This is a genomic window from Gilliamella sp. Lep-s35 (assembly GCF_009795845.1).
Taxonomy (GTDB): domain Bacteria; phylum Pseudomonadota; class Gammaproteobacteria; order Enterobacterales; family Orbaceae; genus Gilliamella.
The window spans coordinates 37296-57927 of the sequence record NZ_WTEX01000010.1; the positions used below are offsets into that span (position 1 = coordinate 37296).

The following is a 20632-nucleotide window of genomic DNA, read 5'->3' on the forward strand; positions in this document are numbered from 1 at the left end:
AAAATTAAATTTATGTCAACATAAGTTATTAATTAGCTAGCTTATGCTCAGTAATTGACATTACATCTGGTGATTGACCTATTGCAAACCGTTCTGGTCGATACATTGACTCCACATATGGATATGGGATCATGTAATTTCCTGTTGTTACTGCTCTAGCTAAATATGCAACACGTTTACGGTATTTATTTGAACCAATATAGTTATGAATATCTATTGCTGCAACATATCTATCATCACGATATTGTTGGTACTTAATATCATTACTATCTTCACCTTTTAGCAAGTTAGATAACCCAGGAATTGCCATTAGATTTACGCTACTATTCATTAAATTTTGGTTTTCCAATTCAAGCCCTGCGGGTAAAAAGTCAACAATTAAAGCATCATGAATATTTTGTTTTGCTATTACATCTAGCACAACAACCATTAAGTCACCAACATTAAAATGTTCAGGCGAAATACGATTACCTTTCAAATCATAATAAAAACGATTAATTGTTAAAATATTATTATTACTAGTTGGCGCTGGTGCTTTTTTACCATAACCTGTAACAGTAAATTTAAGATATAACGGTTGTGCGTTTTCTAGGTTTGCAATCGTTAACTCTTTAGACAAGTGGTCAAAATTAAATGATTGAGATAATGATGCAGTTGCATCCACTAATTTTCCATTAATCAAAACATTGAATTTATTATCGCCTTTATGTTGTTCTAATGACCAACCTGCAATAAATAATGCATTTAATTCTTGCGTTGAAAAATAGCGAGTATCATTTAAAGTATCTGATAAATTAAATAGATAATCAGCTTGCTTATCAACACTAATTTTATTTTCTATTAATAGTGATAATACTAATGCCTTATCACGAATCTCACTACCATAATCACCTAGCCAAGGATATTGGTTATCATAGTTAGTACTGAACACTTCTAGCATAAGTTCATTATAGATTTGCTCAAAACCAACCAATTTAGCTGATAATGCCAAATGCATAATCGGCAATGGAGATGCAATTGCTGAATCTCCATTAGTCACTATCTCATACATATGATTAATTTCATTACGCATTGCAGGCTTAATTTTATTTTGTTTAGCTAAAACCATTAATGCATAAGCCTTTGTTGCAAATTGAGTATATTGGGTTTCATAATGATTGCCATAATAGCCTTGTAAACTATTAAATGCATTAGAATCATAAATATATTGACCAATACGATTCATTGCCGCATCAAGAGCTGCATTGTTGACATTATAACCACGTTCTTTTGCGTTTAATAAAAAGTCGGTAGCATAAACAGTAAGCCAGTATTCTTCAGCACTTTCATTACTCCACAAACCAAAACTACCATTACTACGTTGCATTGACAAAATTCGTGAAATACCTAATTGAACTTTTTCACGACGTTCTTCATCAGATTCGGTTTTAATACCTAGATTAGCTAATTGCTGTTGATTAGCGTATAACGATGGTGTTACTCCACTGATCGTTTGTTCTAAACAACCATATGGATAGGCAAATAGCGATTTAATGTATTGCGCAATATTAAGCGGAGGCACATTTGATACAATCAGTTTACCATCCACAGTGTTATCAATCATCTCGGCCATTGCGTCTTGAGGTAAAGTCCAACTTTCACCACCATTAATAGCAACCGCATAATTTTTAGTCGTTGCGGCATAAGCAGGTCTAACGCCAATTTGCCAATCGCGTTTTATTAAATAATTAGAATTATCATCTAATACAATACCATTGACTTCGATCGTTACTGAACCTTGTCCATAGCCATAGTCGGCAACTATTGGTACTTGAATAATTTGTCTCTTTTGACTATCAAGAGTTAAAGCTATGGAATTAATTGAATCTTGATGAATCAACCCTCTTGTTTTAATATCCACCTGCATTGTTTGCGATTTTTCAGTTAAATTATGAATATCTAAAGCTAAAACTGCACGATCACCACCAGATAAAAAGCGAGGAATAGATAATTCTGCAACAACAGGCGCAGCAACGATCATCGTTTGTTCAGCTTTACCAAAGCGTTCATCATCCCATGCTTGAGCCATTAAACGTAATTCACCATTAAAATTAGGTAAAGGAAGTTCAACAATACCTTCACCTTCATCATTTAATTGGATTGTAGTAAGTTGTTGTGCAACAATTTTTACATCAGTAACTGGTTTTTTACCGCCAGGTCCTGCTGAATCTAACATTGCATCACCACCAAAACTCATATTAACATTACGCCCTGATGCCTCTATTAACTTGCCATATACATCATAAAGATCAACATTATAACGTTTTCGACCTAAAAAAGTGCTGTAAGGATCTGGTGTAACAAAATTGGTAATATTTAATACACCAGAATCAACGGCTGATACCAATACAGTTACCTTTTGATCTGTTTTAACAGCTTGCTTATCCATCTTGATTTTAATTGGAATCGTTTTTTCAGGTTCTGTCTTTTTAGGTGCTTCAATATTAATATTTAGCTGTCGATTAGAAGTATCAATTGGTAGATAAAGCAAACCAATTGCTCTTTTAACTGTCTGCACTGTGGCATCAGTTGATGGACGAATAATCATCGCACTAATATAAATATCATGACGCCCCCAATCTTCAATTGGAATATCAACATCAAGACCATTAACATCAACGGTAATATTTTTCTTCCACAATATACCATCATTAGTTTCAAGCGAGATATAACCCGATCCTGCAACAGGAGCCTGTACATGAACTTTAGCGATATCACCAATTGAATAAGCTGTTTTATCAATACTTAACTTCACTTGATCGGGACGAACTGAATTAGTACCATTAGTATTATCTTCCCAATTATAACCACTCCAAAAACGAATACTACTCATAATATTATTTTGGGTATCAACAACTTCAAGACGATAAGAGCCATAGTCATCAGGTTGATAACTTACTTTGACTGTACCGTTTTCACTAATATTAAGTTTTTGTTCAAATGCGACAAATTCACTTGAATTGTAGTTCTGTCTCCATCCATCCTCATCAGACCAACTCCAATAATAGCTACGACGTTCACGTACAATTCGTGCTTTTAGGTGATTAGCGGCATATTTTTTACCATCAGCATCCACATAAGCAACTTCAAATTCGGCATTTGTATTTTCATCAACTGTTAAGCGACTCACATAACGATCTAATGACCAATCATAATAAGGTGATTGAGAAAATAATGCTTTTATAGCAGGCATTTTAGTGGCAGGCAAAATAATTTGGTTAGCATAACGCGTTACAGGGCGACCACCAGAATCAAGTAAACTGGCTTGCAAAATAATGTTGATTGGCGTTTTAAAATCTTTCCAATTAGAATTATCAACATGAACTTGAGCAACACCATTGCTATCAAGTTTTTCATCAATAGTATCAAGTTGTCGATCAATTCCACTATCAGTTACTGCACCAATTTTATAATCAGCAAGTTCAGGTATTGAATCTATTTTTCTTAGATAAACGTTACCTTCTAAATTATTTTTTGACGCTGGTGCACCATATAAATACCAACCTTTAACTGAAAAGTTAACGCTTTGACTGGCTAAAATCGGTTTATTTGATGAAGCATTAATTTCCATCGCCATTCGTTCAGGTAAAAACTCCTCAACCTGAAAATAAAAGTAACGATAATTATCATCACCTAAATTAAAACGAAATGCCCATTTGCCAGTTGCCGCATTGGCAGGGATAACATATTTCCATTGATATAAACCATTTGAATCGAGTTCTGGTTGTAAAAGAAAATTTTCGGCAACTTGCCCATCAGGAGACATAACATCAACAATAATGGGTTGTTCTGGTAATAATTTTCCATCAGCATTACGCAATAATGCATTAAAATAAGCGGTTTCTCTTGGTCGGTATAAATCGCGTGGTCCAAAGACAAATAGCTGCTGTTGGTAAAAAGGTGAACCTGCAAGGTTAAATTCACTTAAATTAAGCGCATTTCGATCTAAATTAACAAATGAAATTTGCTTACCATCACTTGCGGTAATTAAAGTGTATTTTGCATCTTCAGGCAAAGTCATTTCAACATAACCTTGGTCATCGGTTTTTGCTGAAACAGGTAAACAATTTTTATTGCTATCTCGTATACTGCTAGCACATAAGGCAGATAAATTTACATTAGCAATAGGCTTTCCATTATCAAGAGCATGGGTAATAACTGCTAACTTACCATCTGCATAATTATGCACAGAAATCCCAATATTACTGATTGTAAATAACGATGCAGGATTTGAATAATTATAGCTACCAGCTTGGTTCATCACAGCAACGTAAACACCTTCTTGCTGCAATTGAGGAATTTGAGATATATTAATTAAAACGGTTTCTTGCAAATTGCGTTTGGGGTTGAGGTCAAATCGAGAAGTATAAACTAAATCAATATACTTGCTCATTTCTTTCGAATTCCAAGTCGCTACTTGATTAATAAAACCATAATCAGCAATAAAATCAGATAATTTTTCCGGTTTAATTTTGAAAAAATTAACATCAACTTTATTGACATTAAGGGTCATGACTGGCAACCCACTCATTGATTTACTAGGTAACAAAAAACCTGTATTAGCAAACCCTACTAAAGGCTTACGATCTTGAGTAGTAAAATCTTTTTGATAAACTGATTTTAACTTTGTATTGTTAATCGCAGATAACATTTTATCAATTGTTAATGTTAACTTACGATTTGGTTCAAGGTAACGGTGCCTTAGTTCTAACCCATTGTCAGATAATTCCCATGCACCATCAACATTACCTGATTGGCGATCAACTAAACGTAGTAAATTAGAAAATTTAAGATTAGGATTTAAAGGAACTGAAAAAGTAATAACCAACGTGCTTGAACCATCAAGAATAACTTCTGAGCTATCAACAACCGTTAACTCTTTATCGTGATATTTTTCAATTAATTGTGGTGTAGGGTTAAAGGCAGGTTTTGGCGATTCATCTTGTACGATATTATTGTCATTACTAGGATTGCTAACACCAGCTGCTGTATTATCAATAACTTTTGTTTCTAATTGCGTTGTTGCTAGTTCAGCGCTTGTGTTTTGCTTAACGTCTTTATTATCACAACCTGCTAATGCTAACAGCAGGCTAAATACAACTAGATGTTTTACCAATCCCATATTATTACCTCGACCTTATATTATTATGTGTGATGCTGTTTTTTAATTTTATTTTGACTGCATTTTATTCTCCTATTATGCACCGCAATTGACCTTTTAGCAAAAAAAGTTTGAACGTATTTGGAGAATTAAAAAAAATAAAATCAATGTTTTTTGGGAATTTCTTAAATAGATTTTAATACTTTATTCTTTGATTAATTACCCTTCTGCCGTGCACTGAAATTAAGGACTAAGAATTAAATACTATTACAACTAAGGAAAAACACAAAGACCGCTTAATGATTCATTCGGCTCATAGGCATACACAGAACCTAAGTTCGACTTCACAATAAACTGGCGATACCTGTTCAAGTCATAGTCGCTTGTCCAATAGTGGGTGTATCCAGAGAAGTTTACCTTTCCGCCATAACCTCTCATATCACCCCACTCCGTAAAAAAACCCATCCCAATTCGACGAGTGAAATAATTACCAGTTGATGAAGGTGTGCTAGCGACAGCGCCACGACACCACCAACCTGACCATCGGTTAGAACAGACCGCATTAGTCAGGTCCTTGACCTGAGGCATGCGATAACCTATACTATTACACCAAGATGCCTGATTAAAGTTATTATCCAGTTTATTTCCTCGATTGACAAACCACTTTTGTAGCACAAATCCATAGACTACCTCATTGCCATCATTATCTCTACCCACTAACTCGCCTGTGGTAGTTTTGGCTTAGCAATTGGGCTAGGATTAGAATTATACCATTCAGATCTTGCATCTGGGCCTGTCAGGGTAACTCGATAGTTGACATCACAGTGAATATCACATTCTGTATGTTTCGTCACTGTAGCTGTGATTCCCCCATGTGTAACTGGCTCTCCCCATTCCAATTCATTTGCATCCCCCATTATGACCAAATCAAAATATAAACCATTTGCCCCCGTTGTCGGGAAATTCAGGTTGTATGATGTAGGATTGGTTGATTTAACTAGAAATCCATAATATCTCTTCCAATCAGGCCCCAGACGGTCCTCAGGGTCTGTATCGGTTGGTCTTACAGATTTGAGCTCTCCCCATCTTGACTGGGGCAGTATTATGGCATCACTACGATTACTGACTCGACCATTTTTACCCGTTAATGCCTGCAAATGCCATGAAAATGACAATAATATTAGCAAAGCTATTTGAGGTAATTTATGCGCTAATTTCGAAGATATAAATGAGAAAAGAGTAAAAACAGGTCTAATTGCGTTATTTGATAAATTTAAGAGATAGGTTTGCCAGTGCTAGTGTTTAATATGATACTGCATAATATCCCGCCTGTCAAGTAATGCTTTGTTTTATTTGTTTTTTATAACCACCGCTTATTTAATAAGCTACTCTTTTTAGAGTAGCTAAATTATAGCCGTAAAAAAAATAGTTGGCTAGCTTTTTTGGGGATCCTTTTGTAACAATTTGTTAAAAAAGAAGTTACTTAAACTTTGAGTGAAAGTTTTAATCTGTTAAAAATTTTATTTTTTCCTGAAAAACAAAAAATAAATGCTATAACTAAATTTTTATAAATGATTTTTCAAAATTAAATATAAAACTCATCTAAAATAATTAATGAGTTTTATATTTATTAAGGTAATTAAATAAAAGATTGATTATAATAATTAGCTATTTTTAGGCATTGAGACTAACTTTTTTAAGATAAAATTCAGAATGACACCATAAAGTGGCAAAAAGAATAATCCGCAAATTAGAATTTTAAAACTATAGTCCATTAACGAAATTTCGATCCAATGATTTGCCATAAATTCATCGTTACTTTGATAAAATGCGATAGCAAAAAAGACAATAGTATCAATACCATTACCAAATATTGCCGATGCAGTTGGGGCAACCCACCATGATCTGTTTTTTCTTAAATAGTTAAAAACAGTAATATCCATTAGTTGACCAACTAAATAAGCGGCAAAACTTGCCAATGCAATTCGAAATACGAAGCTATTAAATTCCGTCAATGCTGATAATCCAACCCAATGGGTTTCAAAAAATAGTACCGAAATCAGGTATGAAAATAACAATGCGGGGATCATTACCACAAAAATAATTTTTCTGGCTAAACTTGCACCATAAATTCGAATAGTCAGATCGGTAGTTAAAAAGATAAACGGAAAAGTGAATGCCCCCCAAGTTGTTTGAAAACCAAAAATTTCGAATGGGATTTGGACCAAATAATTGCTTGAAGCAATAACCAATATGTGAAAAAAAGCCAACCAGTAAAGGGCTTTTTGCTTTTGTTCACGGGTAAAACTTTTTTCTATCGATTCTGAATGAACATTTAAGTACATTTTTTTTCCTTTTTAATGGGATGAGAGAACCCAATGATGAATTAATTTATTTAGCTTGAGCCATATATTCTTGTAAGCCCTTATTGCGCAGTAAACAACTTGGACACTTACCACATCCTCCTTCAACACCGTAATAACAGGTATGGGTATGTTTTTGGACATAATCAAGATAACCTAGTTTATCAGCCATTTCCCACGTTTGCGCTTTGGTTAAATACATCAGTGGCGTGATGAGATTAAACGCATAGTCCATGGCTAAATTCATTGATACATTCATTGATTTAATAAAGACATCACGGCAATCTGGATAACCACTAAAATCGGTTTCACAAACGCCAATAATAATGTCACAAATGCCTTGTTGCTTGGCATAACAGCCAGCTAAAAGTAAAAAGAGCATATTGCGCCCGTCAACAAAGGTGTTGGGGTAGTCGCCATTTTGAGCAGCTTTGATTTCTTGAGTGTTATCAATAAGTGCATTGTTAGTGGTTTGTTTAATTACTGATGTATCAATGACGGTTTGCTTTATGCCTAAATCTTTGGCAATCCATTCGGCTTTTTCAAGCTCAATGGCGTGGCGTTGACCATAGTGAAAGCTGATTGCTTGGACGTTTTCACGCCCATAATCAGCAATGGCTTGTAGCAAGCAAGTGGTTGAATCTTGCCCGCCCGAAAATATAACGAGTGCTTTGCGAGTTTGCATTAACGGTTCCTGTTTAGATAAATTATAGATTAGCGATTATCGACTTTTTCAGGATAAAGATCGTGATTAGCTAAACGGTTTAGTGCAATTTGTTCCCAATTAGTGCCAGCTTTACCATAGTTAGCATATGGATCGATTGAGATCCCACCGCGTGGTGTGAATTTGCCCCAAACTTCAATATATTTAGGATCCATTAGTTTAATCAAATCTTTCATAATGATATTAATGCAATCTTCGTGGTAATCACCATGATTGCGGAAGCTAAATAAGTAGAGTTTTAGCGATTTGCTTTCGACCATTTTGATATTAGGTACATACGAAATATAAATCGTTGCAAAATCAGGTTGTGCTGTTATTGGGCAAAGACTGGTAAATTCAGGACAGTTGAATTTAACAAAATAGTCGTTATTTGGGTGTTTATTGTCGAATGTTTCTAGTATTTCAGGACAATAGGTCGTTGGATAGCGAACAGACTGATCGCCTAGTAGTGTAATTTTACTCATGAGTTTTCCTTAGTTTTTTTAGCGTGGGAGGTTCACGAACCACGTAACAAGGCGCACACCATACTATTTTTTAATAAAAAAGTCTAGTAAGGATAAGATATTCTGCAAAAGACTAAATAACCCCCATCGAAAGTAATAAGTAATGGGAGTTATAATCAAAACGTCATTATAGAATCAGTGGATTAAGCTATTAGTTGGCTTATTTGTTTCAAGTTCTTTATAAAATTTAGCTAATTCAGCTTTAACTTCATTAAGTTCTTGTTCGGCATCAGCTAATTTTATTTGTTGCTTGGTAATTTTTTGTTTATCACCTTTTGTTTTTGCTTGATCCAATTCTTGGGTTCTTTTGGCAGCTTTATATGTCTTTTCTTGGATTTTTTTCTTATATTTTTCTTCTAAGTCATTATTTAAACAATGATTATTAATATCTTTTAATCTTTTTTGAAGACCTTCAACCTTGTGGGTATTGTTGTGATTTTTTGCTTGTTCAATTTCTACCTCAATAGCCTGTTTTTTGCCTTCACAGGTGAGTCTTTCTACATGGTCAGAGGCATAAACGCCAAACGAAAATGAAATAACCAAAGTGGTCATGCTTAATTTAGCCACGGCTTGAATTACTGATTTCATATAAACTCCTATTAATTTATTTTCTTAACTGAATCAGATCAACTTTGTGATCTTTACCTTTAGTTAAAATTAAACTTGCCCTTTCTCTAGTTGGTAAAATGTTTTCAATTAGATTTAATTCGTTAATTTCACGCCAAAGGCGATTAGCAATATTGACTGCTTCTTGTTCTGGTAGCTGTGAATAATGGTTGAAATAAGAGTTAGGATCACTAAAAGCCCCTGCTCTAAATTTTAAGAATCGATTCACATACCAATTATGTAACAATGGTAAATCAGCATCAACATAAATTGAAAAATCGACATAATCAGACACAAAAACACGGTTATTGGCTTGGGTATAGTTTATGGTGCCTTGTAAGACATTTAATCCTTCAAGAATTAAAATATCAGGACAATCGATAACAATTTCTTCACCTTCGACAATGTCATAAACTAGATGAGAATAAACTGGCGCTTTGACTTTATCTTGTCCTGATTTGACATCAGCAACAAAGTTAATAAGTTTTTTAATGTCATAAGATTGTGGGAACCCTTTTTTATTCATAATGCCACGATCTTCAAGGTATTTATTAGGGTATAAAAAGCCATCAGTTGTCACCAATGCGACTTTGCGATGTTCAGGCCAGCGAGTTAATAATGCTTGCAATACACGAGCAGTAGTACTTTTACCCACCGCAACACTACCTGCTATACCTATAATGTAGGGAATTTTTTGGCTTTTACCTAAAAATTTAGATAATACCGCCTGCCGACTAAAACTGTTACTGATATAATAATTTAATAATCTTGATAAAGGTAAATAAATTTCACTGACCTCATCGATTGACAGGTCTTCATTAATACCTTGTAAAGAAGTAATCTCTTCCGACGTTAGCGTCATAGGTACCGCATTACGCAAACTAGCCCATTCTTGGCGATTAAACTGCATATAAGGGCTTAAATGATTTTTCATTTTATTGTGTTCTCTAATTCAATCTGACAAATTTATTGGGCTCAGATTATACATAAATTCTTTTTTTTACAATCTTAAATTAACATGACTTCTTCATCATAGCTATATTTAAGACTTACTGATAAAATACCTTTATTGATAAGTAACCCTAATATTAAACCAAAATTATATGTTAAAAAATAAATCAAAACAAAAAGCGAAAAAAAGCCGTCAAGAGATTAATGAAGAGTCTCGTGAACTGAAGCGTAAACGTAAGCATAAAGGCTTGCCGAGCGGATCACGTTTTAATAATGGCGAATCCAACAAAAATAAAAACACGTCAAAAGTGATAAAGGATCCTCGTGTTGGTAGCAAAAAACCTATTTCGTTGATAGTTGAAGAGTCTAGTAATAGAGTAAAACCTGTTAAGCAATCTAAACCAAGTAAAACGGTTTTATCACCACAACAAGAATTAGAAAAATTAGAAAATGATCCCAAATTAGATATGTTGCTTGATTTAGTCGAACAAAATAGCCAACTAACTAAAGAGCAACAAGCTTATCTTGACAGTAAATTAAATCGAATCGACGAGTTAATGCAAGAGCTTGGTTATACCGATGACGACTTTGATGAGTTTGAAGGTCAAGACGAAAAGAAAGAGGATATTGTTAGTTTGTTAAAACGTAACTAATGATAAAATATAAAAATCTGTAATTGTGTTTTTCAATACGGACAACATTTAATTTTAACTGTTCAATGTCTGTCCGCAATTTAGAGTCAATAAATTGATAACCTAAAAGCGAGCAAATCATAATGCCAATGTTAATTATGTTAAGTTTATATTTTGGGTTATTAATTTGTACATTGTTATATTTAAATAAAACAAATCGCATTAAAATTAAAACTAAGATTAGAACTCAGCAAAAAACACTATTAAAACGACATAAAAATAACAACAAATATAGACTTAAACGGAAGTAATTAGATGAGCAATACGCAATTATGGGATCAAGCATTAATTGAAAAATATAACTATTCTGGTCCAAGATATACTTCTTACCCGACAGCACTTGAATTTAATGAAAATTTCAATGAGCAGGATTTTTTATCAGCAGCAACAGCTTATCCTACAAAGCCATTATCGCTTTATGTGCACATTCCGTTTTGCCATAAACTTTGTTATTTTTGTGGATGTAATAAACTCATTACTCGTCAAACGCAAAAAGTTACCAAATACCTCGATATTTTAGATATTGAAATTACCGAACGCGCAAAATTGTTTAAGAATCGCACAGTGACACAAATGCACTGGGGAGGCGGTACACCAACATTTTTAACAAATGATGAGATATCTCGTTTAATAGCATCGTTAAAAAAACACTTTCATTTTGCTAATAACGCTGAGCTATCAATCGAAATCGACCCTCGTGAAATTACCCCCGAAACGATTGATCATTTAGCCCATGTTGGCTTTAATCGATTAAGTATGGGAATTCAAGATTTTAATGATGAAATACAAAACCTAATTAATCGAAAGCAGGACGAAAACTTAATTCGTGCACTGATTGAGCAAGCGCGTAAAAACCATTTTCATTCAATTAGTTTAGATCTTATTTATGGTTTACCCAAACAAACCGTTGCCAGTTTTACTGAAACATTAAATAAAGTCATTGCTATTTCTCCCGATCGGTTAAGTGTCTTTAATTACGCCCACCTACCTAGCCGTTTTGCAGCACAACGTAAAATTAAAGATGATGATTTGCCTAATGCCAATCAAAAATTGCAAATTTTACAAACCAGTATTGAAAAACTCACTAATGCTGGTTACCAATTTATCGGTATGGATCATTTTGCCAAACCTACTGACGAATTAGCGATTGCCCAACAAGAAAATAAGTTGCACCGTAATTTTCAAGGCTACACAACACAAGGGGATGCAGATTTACTTGGACTTGGAGTATCATCTATTAGTATATTAGGTGATAGTTATGCACAGAATCAAAAAGATCTAAAACAGTATCAAAACCAAGTAGAAAATTTGGGTAATGCATTATGGAAAGGATTTAATTTAAGTTTAGATGATAAGATTCGCCGTGATGTAATTAAACAACTTATCTGCCATTTTTATTTAGATAAAAAAACCATTGAACAGCAATATCACATTCAATTTGATGATTATTTTGCTGAAGATTTAAAGCTGCTTAAACCATTGCAAAAAGATGGCTTAGTCACAATTAATGAGCAAGTGATTACAATCCAACCTAAAGGGCATTTGCTAATACGCAACATTTGCATGTGCTTTGATATTTATATGCGAAAAATGGCACGGCAACAGCAGTTTTCTCGGGTTATTTGATTTGAAGTGGTTTTTCATATTACTGTAAACAATGTGAGTAACTCCTAAAAAGGTAAATCTTATGATAATATTCAGTCTAATTTAATGAAAAGAAAGTACTTTTAAATTCACAATTTTCAGTCTTTAGGCATGAAACTATTATTTTTAGTAAGGAGTTGATCAAATGGGATTGATGAATAAATTAGTAGTAGTATTTCCAACTCGCCCTTTAAAAGTTATGAAGTTAAAGCAAGAAAGCTCATTGCATCAAATAAGAAGAATATGTGTGGCAATTATTTTCTTTGTGTTAGCTATGTTTATAGCACTGAGATATTATCCTGGATTAATTGATGATTATAAAATATCACACAACCCAGTTGTGGTTGACTATCATACAGAAGTAAAATGTCATGTAAGAGCTATTGTTGAGAATTGTTCAATGAAAATTATCACTAATACAGGACAAGTTATTAAACGTGATTTCCTCGGTGGGATTAAAAGAAATAATCAAGTTGTAACTGTGGCTTCTGCCGATGATCCTTCACTAGTAACAATTGATTTAGCTATTGATAATATGCTGAGTCAATTTGTGATTACGACTGTTTTTACTTTTTTGTTTATATTGCTTGTATGGATGAGTCTAGTTGTTATATTAAGAACACATAAAATGATGAAAGTTATCAATGAAATCAGTGGGCAAAGATTAACTCCTGCTATTGTGCCGATTAAATTAACATCTTATGGTAAAACAATAACGGCTTTATATCAGGCAAAAAATGCTCAAGGTGCAGATGTTAAATGTATAGCTACTTTTAATAAAAACTCAAGCGGTGGACCAATTATTATAGGTGATATGACTAAAAATAAATGTAATGTCTTGGCCGTAATCGGGCAAAATAATCCTATTCCTATTCTTCTTGATGAAAACTTTACACGCTGTGATTTTACCGATAGTGAAATACAGGCATTAATTGAAGTTCTCTGCTAATCCAGATATGATATCAATAATAGTGTAAAACCAGTTTAAATATTTAAATTTTATATATAGGGCGATAGCATCACCCTATTTCTTAAAACTTGTGATATGTATTGCAACTTATTATTTTCTTTTAAAACAAAATAAACAAACTGCGCTTATTAATGACTTGCTAGATAAACCTTAAATTTAGTCGTTTGTGCAATCACCTCAACATTTTTAAATATTTCATCTAAAATACTTTGATACGGTAAAAATGAATTTGCCACAATACACAAATAACCATTTAATTTTAGGTGTTTTTTTGCCTCTTTAATTAGCGTGTTAACCGCGGTGTAATTGGTCTGTTTGCCGTCATGAAAAGGTGGGTTAGAAACAATTAAATGATATTTATCATTTAGGTTAGAAAAAACATCACTCGCCATAACAGTTGCTTTTACGTTATTACTGTTTAATGTTGCTTGACTTGAGGCAATTGCTGCGCTGCTTACATCGGATAACGTTAGTGCAATATCAGGGTATAATTTACCTAGCACCGTGGACAAAATACCCGAACCACATCCCACATCTAATACATTACCTTTTATAATGTCTGAATGTTCGATTAATGCATTTAAAAGCAGTTCACTACCAGTATCCAAACCTTTTTGACTAAAAACACCTGGTAAACTTTTAATTTCGATATCTTGGTTTTCGATCGTTAAATGGTAGCTTAACCACCATTCGTTAAGATCAAATGCCAAACGATCTTCAGCTTGAAAATGGTATAAGCCACAACGTCTTGCACTATCTATTTTTTGAATTGTACCAAATTCATTTAATAACGCTTCAACGCTTTTTACCCCGGTTCTATTTTCACCAATAATAAAAATATCACTGCCTTTTGGCATATTGTTTAATAAATAAGAGAGTTGAAACTGTGCTTCGCTTTTTGTTTTTGGCCAATAGTAAATTAGCGTATCCATACCAACATATAGTTCGGCTTCTGGCAACAATGAAAAATAGGTGCACTTGCCACGGGCACTATTTTTGAAACGTAAATAAGTATGAAATTGTGTACAATGAATCTTAACTTGATTTGCTGACATAATAACGGGATAACTGTCTTGAATGTCACCAGCAATGATCACATTTTTATCGTGAAAAAATTCTTGATGACGCTCAAGTACTTGACTTGCTGGAGTAAAAGCGGATGTGGACATATTTCCTCAATGAAAAACCTTTATAAATTGATGCGTTGATTATACAATTAACTATCTTTAATCTCTAATAAAAAACAGTAAGTCGATAATGACGCAACAAGATTGGTATCTAAAACAGTGCAATATTACGCAATATATTTTGCGTAACACAAATGTCTTTAAAGGCGAAATTGCCACTCAAATCAGTGATAAAATCCGTTTGATTGTTGTTGCCAAAGCGCAGCCAACGCAAAAAATCTATTTAGATATATTAAATGCGATTGCTCTTACTCAAGATCAGGTGTTAGTATTAACACCATCGCAACTTATTGTACCAGCAAGTGATATTAAAACCGTAATTTGGTTTATTGATATAAAGCCTGAAGAATCTTGGCAAAATCCATTAACCATTCAAACCACTAGCTTAGATCAGCTTGCCAAAACACCACAACAAAAACGCCAACTTTGGCAACAATTATGTCAATATGAAAACTATTTCCACCCTGACCGAACATGATTTAACAAAAGCTTTTGAATTAGAGCAAATTTGTCATGCTATTCCTTGGTCAAAACAGACATTCTTTTCAAACCAAGGCGATCGTTATTTAAATTTTAAAATAACGGTTGATAAACAAATTGTTGGATTTTGTATCTGCCAACAAGCTTTTGATGAAGCTAATCTATTTAATATTGCCATCCATCCCGATTTTAGAAAACAAGGACTGGCAAAAGCTTTGCTCAACCATTTGATAGAAGAGTTACTCACTATAAAATCACCCTGCCCAATTTCAACGCTTTGGCTTGAAGTTAGACAATCAAATAGCCCTGCAATTGAGCTGTATCATGCTTTAGGTTTTAACCAAATAACGGTTCGAAAAAACTATTATCCAACAACCGATGGTCAACAAGAAGATGCAATTATTATGGCTTATACACTTGCTTTATAAACAGATAAAAGGAAATGACGATGCAACACACTAACGCACTGTTATTTGTCAATGGTGAACCACCTAAATTTTATCCAAATGATATAGATAGTTATACCTATATTGCTGCAACCGATGGCGCTTACCATAATTATTTGTCCACATCATCAATTGAACCCGATTTTATTATTGGTGATTTAGATAGTTATAAGCCTAATAGCAAAATTCCGTCCAAAACCCAAATCATCCACACTCCCGATCAAAATAAAACTGATTTTGAAAAAGCTATTTTATTTTTAGCCGATAAAGGAGTGTCAAAATTTGATGTTTATGGTGCTTGTGGCCATGCTAGCGATCATTTTTTGGGGAATATTTCTGTCGCAATTAAATATTACTATCAGTATAAAATGACTTTTTATGATAATTATTGCCGTTTTTTTCTTGCCGAATATGAGCAAAAAATCGATAACGTAAAAGATCATATTATTTCATTAATTCCACTTTCCAAAGTAACAGGATTAACCATCACCGGCTTCCAGTACCCTTTGATTGACCAGACTCTATCCCTAGGTAGCAGTATTAGTTTAAGAAATAAAGCAATTAGCGATGTAGTTACAATATCTTTTAAAAATGGTGATTTAATGGTTTTTATTGAAGATTCAAAGAATGTTAATTGACATAATCTTTTATGTTAACTTACAATAAATTTATAAAAAATAAGTATAATTATTGGCCAAGGAAACTCTCCATGTTTTTTAAAAAACTTTCTGTGTTTATCTATGTCTCATTTTTTTCTTGTGTTTCTTTTGCACAAATTGATAATACGCAAAGTGACGCGAATAAAGTAATCGATACATTTCTTCAATGCGATAATCATTTTTTTGAACAACTCGCTAAACATCAAAACTTAATCAGCCAATACGTCGATTTAGCCACAACTTCCGATAATATAACTTATATTCCTGTGGAGTCTATTGAAAAAAACGACAAAAATAAAGTAATGTTTAAAAAAACACTTGAATATCGTGGTTTAAAAATTATAGGCTATCAAAATATCTATATTCCAACCGATTTTTCTGGTCAGTTTTTTTACTGGGGTTTTATCTTTGATAACACTGAAGATGAAGTTAAAAACACTTTAAATAATATTAATTGGTTGCCATACAATATCAATGTTTATATCGCAAACGCCAAAATTTATGATCGCCAACTAAAACCTACTGTATGGCAAGACGATCCTTATGCTATTGATGGTGTTATTTCAAAATATGGCACAGTTAACAAAGGACTTTATTTAGAGCTTATTACCAATAATCAAAGCAGTATTTTTTGCTCTATCCAAGGTGATTTAGATAAAGAAATTCTACTTACAACGCGTCCTGATCTAAAACCAATTATTGAAAAACAAGAAGCTGAACGTCAAGAACGAATTAAACACTACAAAGAAAAGAAGCTAAAAGAAAAAGAAAAACAAAAACAAGTACAACAATCTCAACCACAAACAACCGCTAAAGAAGCGGCTTGAAAAGATGGAGATAATATTTAATGAAAAAACTTAGTTTATTTTTAATTCTCTTTTCTTTTTCAGCATTCAGTCATGCAGTTGAAGAAAAAACCAATATTGACATTAAAGCACATGCAAATACAGCAACAGAGAGCTTAAAAGATCCTCGCGTAGGTAAGAAATTTATTCCTACATCTAAATCAAAAGAAGATAATTCCGTTAGTTATTCTTTTTTAGATAGGCATTCGATTAAACCTCATCCTTTCAATGCTAAAATTCGTGTATTTAGTGAGGTGACAAATTACAGTCCTGGATTATTACAAAAAAATAATGATGGTACTGAAACACCCTATCATTCAATCAAAATAGATTATTATGCCAATTGCGACAAAATGGAGTTAGCAAAAGGTAAAATCAGAACAATCGAAAACAACTTCGGTGACGGTAAATTAGTCAATACCATTGAAATACCAAATCGCTGGGTAGCAATAACTTCAGGTAACAAACAATATAAGTTACTTGTTATTGCCTGTTCTTTACCACTTGCAAATGAATAACAAAAATAGCCCTATATTTACTCTAGCCACCTTGCTGTGGCAGAGTATATCCATTTATACTAATATTACACCATGATTTATTAGAATGATTACACTTTTATGAATATTACACAATTCCATACCCTGACCGAGCAATTATTTGATAGAATTGAGCTATTTTTAGATAATTATGCAGATGAGCATGACATTGATTTGGACTATGAAACCACTGGTAATGTCATTACCATTAGTTTTCCTAATAACAGCAAAATCATTGTTAACACTCAAGAACCCCTCTTCCAAATTTGGTTAGCTACACGCAAGCAAGGTTATCATTTTGATTATGTGAATGATAATTGGTTTTGTAATCGTACCAATCAGTCGTTCGATATAATTTTTTCTGAATCAGTAACAGATCAAGCAAATCAATAATACATATAAAAATGGGAATTTATAGTTAAATTCCCGTTTAATTGTTAAATAGCACAATACTTAATAAAGTCTACAATAAAGTTAGGTTTGCTAATTTAACTACTAACCATTTGATTCCTTCATTAATAAAAGCAATTTGCACTCGTTTATGATCAGCTTCGCCATCAATATTAACAATAGTTCCTTCACCAAAACGGCTATGTCGCACTTTACGACCTAATCTATAACCATCATCATTTTGGCGAGCTTTTTTAGGATATATTTTTTTACAATCATCATAAGAATTATTATATTCTTTTCGATCAGATGGTCTGATAAAGCCTTGATGACTGATTTCTTTTAATACATCAATGGGTAACTCATTTAAAAAACGCGAAGGTAAATTTCGCTCTTCACGACCATATAGACGCCTTATCTGAGCTAAAGATAATGTTAAGTGTTTACGTGCTCGAGTAATACCGACATAAGCAAGACGCCGCTCTTCTTCTATTTTTTCAGGATCTTGTGCTGATCGTTGATCTGGAAATACGCCATCTTCTAGTCCAACAATAAATACATTATCAAATTCAAGCCCTTTTGCTGAATGCAAAGTCATTAATTGAATTGAATCTTGTTCATTAATCACATCACGGCTTTCTAGCGAGGTATATGCTAAAAATGATTCTAAAACAGTCAATGTTTTACCCGTTTCATTATCTTGAATAATTGTATTTTCATTAGAATGATGAAACTGCTCAGCAGCCGATACCAATTCTTCAAGATTTTCTAGCCTTGATTGTCCTTTAATACCGGGTTCTTGTTCGTACATTTGTAATATACCCGATAGTTTAATAATCATATCAAGTTGCTTATAAACTGGTTGAGATTCCACTTTATCAAAGATAAATTCCATTAAATCTAAAAAGCGACTTAAGCCAGAGCATTGTCTTTCGCTCAATGCATTAGTTTGAATAAGCATTAAACAGGCATCCCATAATGAAATAGCATATTGCTTGGCGACGGTTCTAACTCTATCTAACGTAATAGTGCCAATTCCACGAGTTGGCGTGTTAATTACCGCTTCAAATGCCATATCATTATTGTGATCATATAATAGTCGTAAATAGGCAAGCGCTAATTTAACTTCTTGGCGTTCATAAAAACGAATTGAACCATAAATTTGGTAAGGTAATCCCGCTTGTAATAATGTATCTTCAAATATACGTGATTGCGCATTACTGCGGTACAAAATAGCACAGCTTGAGTAATTATCACCCTCTTGATGACGCTTTTTAATTTGACCGGTAACAAACCTTGCTTCATCAATATCATTATAACCAATATAAAGTAAAATCTGTTCACCATCACCTCGATCTGTCCATAAATTTTTACCCAATCGCTTGGTATTTTGCGCTATCAACTTATTTGCAGCGTCTAAAATATTATTGGTTGAACGGTAATTTTGTTCTAATCGAATAATTTCAGTTTCAGGGTAATCATTGATAAACAATTGAAGATTATCCGCATTCGCTCCACGCCAACTATAGATAGATTGATCATCATCACCGACAATCATTACATTAGCAGTATTACCGGCTAGTTTTTTTACCAATCGATACTGAATCTTGTTCGTATCTTGAAATTCATCAATTAAAATATTACAAAAACGCCGGTGACAATAATTTAAAACTTCTTGATTTTGGCAAAGGAGTTCATAAGTTCTTAGAATTAACTCCGAAAAATCAAGATAACCAAGCTTATCACAAATAACTTGATAGTCGTGATAAATCTTTTGCCACATAACTTGTTTGGGATCTTCAGGAACAATGTCACCGGCACGATGTCCCTTTTCTTTCTGAGTAGAAATAAAGGCTGCACACTGTTTAGCTGACCACTGTTTTTCGTCGATTTTTAGCTCACGAAAAATTCGCTTAATCAAGCGAACTTGGTCTTCTGTATCAATCAGTTGAAAATTAGGTGGCAATTTAGCCTGTTCTGAAAACATACGCAATAAGCGATGAGCCAAACCATGAAAAGTGCCCACCCACATGCCATTAAAATAACCTTCCCCAACTAATGCTTGAATACGCTCCTGCATTTCAGCTGCAGCTTTATTGGTAAAAGTAACCGCAAAAATTGAGCCTGGAGAATATTGCTTTTCAATACAAAGCCAAGCAATACGATGAACTAAAACTCGAGTTTTACCACTCCCTGCACCAGCAAGAACAATGGTATATTGATTATCAGTGGTAGTAGCATTTTTTTGTTCGATGTTTAGATCTTCTAATAATGATTGACTAGTTTCCATCATATTCAAACCTATTTTGATAACCAAAAACACTAACCAGCATTAATGTTGAAAATGTTAATATTTTTATCATATTTAAAGATATTTGGTTGACTGTAGTCAAACAGGAATATAAAAACAAAACTATTAAGCGCAACACACCGTTACACTTAACACAATTTATCTTTATATAGGCTTACTGTCCATCTATACAGGTAAAGGTAAGA

At 33.4% G+C, this 20632-nt stretch carries 19 protein-coding genes and 1 riboswitch; of the genes, 9 read left to right on the forward strand and 10 right to left on the reverse strand.

Features of this window, described 5'->3' with window-relative positions; translation table 11 throughout:
* Window positions 1–28: 28 nt before the first annotated feature.
* The 8 genes from GQ590_RS06140 to coaA form a co-directional block, all read right to left on the reverse strand.
* Complete coding sequence (locus GQ590_RS06140; protein WP_160407273.1) at window positions 29–5161, reverse strand: alpha-2-macroglobulin; 5133 nt, start codon at window positions 5159–5161, stop codon at window positions 29–31.
* 252 nt (window positions 5162–5413) lie between these two features.
* Window positions 5414–5857: a hypothetical protein gene (locus tag GQ590_RS06145; protein ID WP_160407276.1), complete on the reverse strand. Its 444-nt coding sequence runs from the start codon at window positions 5855–5857 to the stop codon at window positions 5414–5416.
* Window positions 5857–6057 (reverse strand): hypothetical protein, encoded by a 201-nt coding sequence (locus GQ590_RS06150; protein ID WP_160407279.1) that lies wholly within the window; start codon window positions 6055–6057, stop codon window positions 5857–5859. Before GQ590_RS06150 ends, GQ590_RS06145 begins: the two co-directional genes overlap by 1 nt.
* A gap of 747 nt (window positions 6058–6804) precedes the next feature.
* Complete coding sequence (locus GQ590_RS06155; RefSeq protein WP_160407282.1) at window positions 6805–7485, reverse strand: 7-cyano-7-deazaguanine/7-aminomethyl-7-deazaguanine transporter; 681 nt, start codon at window positions 7483–7485, stop codon at window positions 6805–6807.
* A 46-nt stretch (window positions 7486–7531) separates the two neighbouring features.
* Window positions 7532–8188 (reverse strand): 7-cyano-7-deazaguanine synthase QueC, encoded by a 657-nt coding sequence (gene queC, locus GQ590_RS06160; RefSeq protein WP_160407285.1) that lies wholly within the window; start codon window positions 8186–8188, stop codon window positions 7532–7534.
* 29 nt (window positions 8189–8217) lie between these two features.
* The gene (queF, locus tag GQ590_RS06165) at window positions 8218–8691 is read right to left on the reverse strand and encodes a preQ(1) synthase (RefSeq protein ID WP_160407288.1); all 474 of its coding nucleotides are present in this window, start codon (window positions 8689–8691) and stop codon (window positions 8218–8220) included.
* A 3-nt stretch (window positions 8692–8694) separates the two neighbouring features.
* Window positions 8695–8740: riboswitch (PreQ1 riboswitch) on the reverse strand.
* Between the two features lie 125 nt (window positions 8741–8865).
* Window positions 8866–9318, reverse strand: coding sequence for a DUF1090 domain-containing protein (locus GQ590_RS06170; RefSeq protein WP_160407291.1), 453 nt, complete (start codon window positions 9316–9318; stop codon window positions 8866–8868).
* A 16-nt stretch (window positions 9319–9334) separates the two neighbouring features.
* Window positions 9335–10270: a type I pantothenate kinase gene (gene coaA / locus GQ590_RS06175; protein WP_160407294.1), complete on the reverse strand. Its 936-nt coding sequence runs from the start codon at window positions 10268–10270 to the stop codon at window positions 9335–9337.
* A gap of 169 nt (window positions 10271–10439) precedes the next feature.
* Between coaA and yihI the strand changes: the two genes are divergently transcribed.
* The 3 genes from yihI to GQ590_RS06190 all read left to right on the forward strand — a co-directional run bounded on the left by yihI (window position 10440) and on the right by GQ590_RS06190 (window position 13572).
* Window positions 10440–10940 carry a Der GTPase-activating protein YihI gene (gene yihI / locus GQ590_RS06180; RefSeq protein ID WP_160407296.1) on the forward strand — a complete coding sequence of 167 codons (501 nt, stop codon included), beginning with the start codon at window positions 10440–10442 and terminating at the stop codon, window positions 10938–10940.
* 294 nt (window positions 10941–11234) lie between these two features.
* Window positions 11235–12605, forward strand: a complete 1371-nt coding sequence (gene hemN / locus GQ590_RS06185; RefSeq protein WP_160407300.1) for an oxygen-independent coproporphyrinogen III oxidase — start codon at window positions 11235–11237, stop codon at window positions 12603–12605.
* 163 nt (window positions 12606–12768) lie between these two features.
* A complete protein-coding gene (locus GQ590_RS06190) occupies window positions 12769–13572 on the forward strand; it encodes a hypothetical protein (RefSeq protein ID WP_160407303.1) in 804 nt (267 codons plus the stop codon).
* A 149-nt stretch (window positions 13573–13721) separates the two neighbouring features.
* Here the strand turns inward: GQ590_RS06190 and rsmC are convergent, their stop codons facing one another.
* Window positions 13722–14762 (reverse strand): 16S rRNA (guanine(1207)-N(2))-methyltransferase RsmC, encoded by a 1041-nt coding sequence (gene rsmC / locus GQ590_RS06195; protein ID WP_160407306.1) that lies wholly within the window; start codon window positions 14760–14762, stop codon window positions 13722–13724.
* A gap of 88 nt (window positions 14763–14850) precedes the next feature.
* On the opposite strand from rsmC, the gene GQ590_RS06200 reads away from it, so the two are divergent.
* The 6 genes from GQ590_RS06200 (at window position 14851) to cyaY (ending at window position 18139) form a co-directional block, all read left to right on the forward strand.
* Window positions 14851–15258, forward strand: coding sequence for a DNA polymerase III subunit psi (locus GQ590_RS06200; protein ID WP_160407309.1), 408 nt, complete (start codon window positions 14851–14853; stop codon window positions 15256–15258).
* Window positions 15227–15688, forward strand: a complete 462-nt coding sequence (rimI, locus tag GQ590_RS06205) for a ribosomal protein S18-alanine N-acetyltransferase (RefSeq protein WP_160407312.1) — start codon at window positions 15227–15229, stop codon at window positions 15686–15688. Before GQ590_RS06200 ends, rimI begins: the two co-directional genes overlap by 32 nt.
* 20 nt (window positions 15689–15708) lie before the next feature.
* Entirely contained in the window at window positions 15709–16344 is a 636-nt protein-coding gene (locus GQ590_RS06210; RefSeq protein ID WP_160407315.1) for a thiamine diphosphokinase, read from the forward strand.
* A gap of 71 nt (window positions 16345–16415) precedes the next feature.
* The gene (locus tag GQ590_RS06215) at window positions 16416–17192 is read left to right on the forward strand and encodes a hypothetical protein (RefSeq protein WP_160407317.1); all 777 of its coding nucleotides are present in this window, start codon (window positions 16416–16418) and stop codon (window positions 17190–17192) included.
* 20 nt (window positions 17193–17212) lie between these two features.
* Window positions 17213–17728 carry a surface-adhesin E family protein gene (locus GQ590_RS06220; RefSeq protein WP_160407320.1) on the forward strand — a complete coding sequence of 172 codons (516 nt, stop codon included), beginning with the start codon at window positions 17213–17215 and terminating at the stop codon, window positions 17726–17728.
* Between the two features lie 99 nt (window positions 17729–17827).
* Complete coding sequence (cyaY, locus tag GQ590_RS06225; protein WP_160407323.1) at window positions 17828–18139, forward strand: iron donor protein CyaY; 312 nt, start codon at window positions 17828–17830, stop codon at window positions 18137–18139.
* 70 nt (window positions 18140–18209) lie between these two features.
* Here cyaY and uvrD read toward each other — a convergent pair whose 3' ends face one another.
* Complete coding sequence (gene uvrD, locus GQ590_RS06230) at window positions 18210–20426, reverse strand: DNA helicase II (RefSeq protein WP_160407402.1); 2217 nt, start codon at window positions 20424–20426, stop codon at window positions 18210–18212.
* Window positions 20427–20632 lie beyond the last annotated feature (206 nt).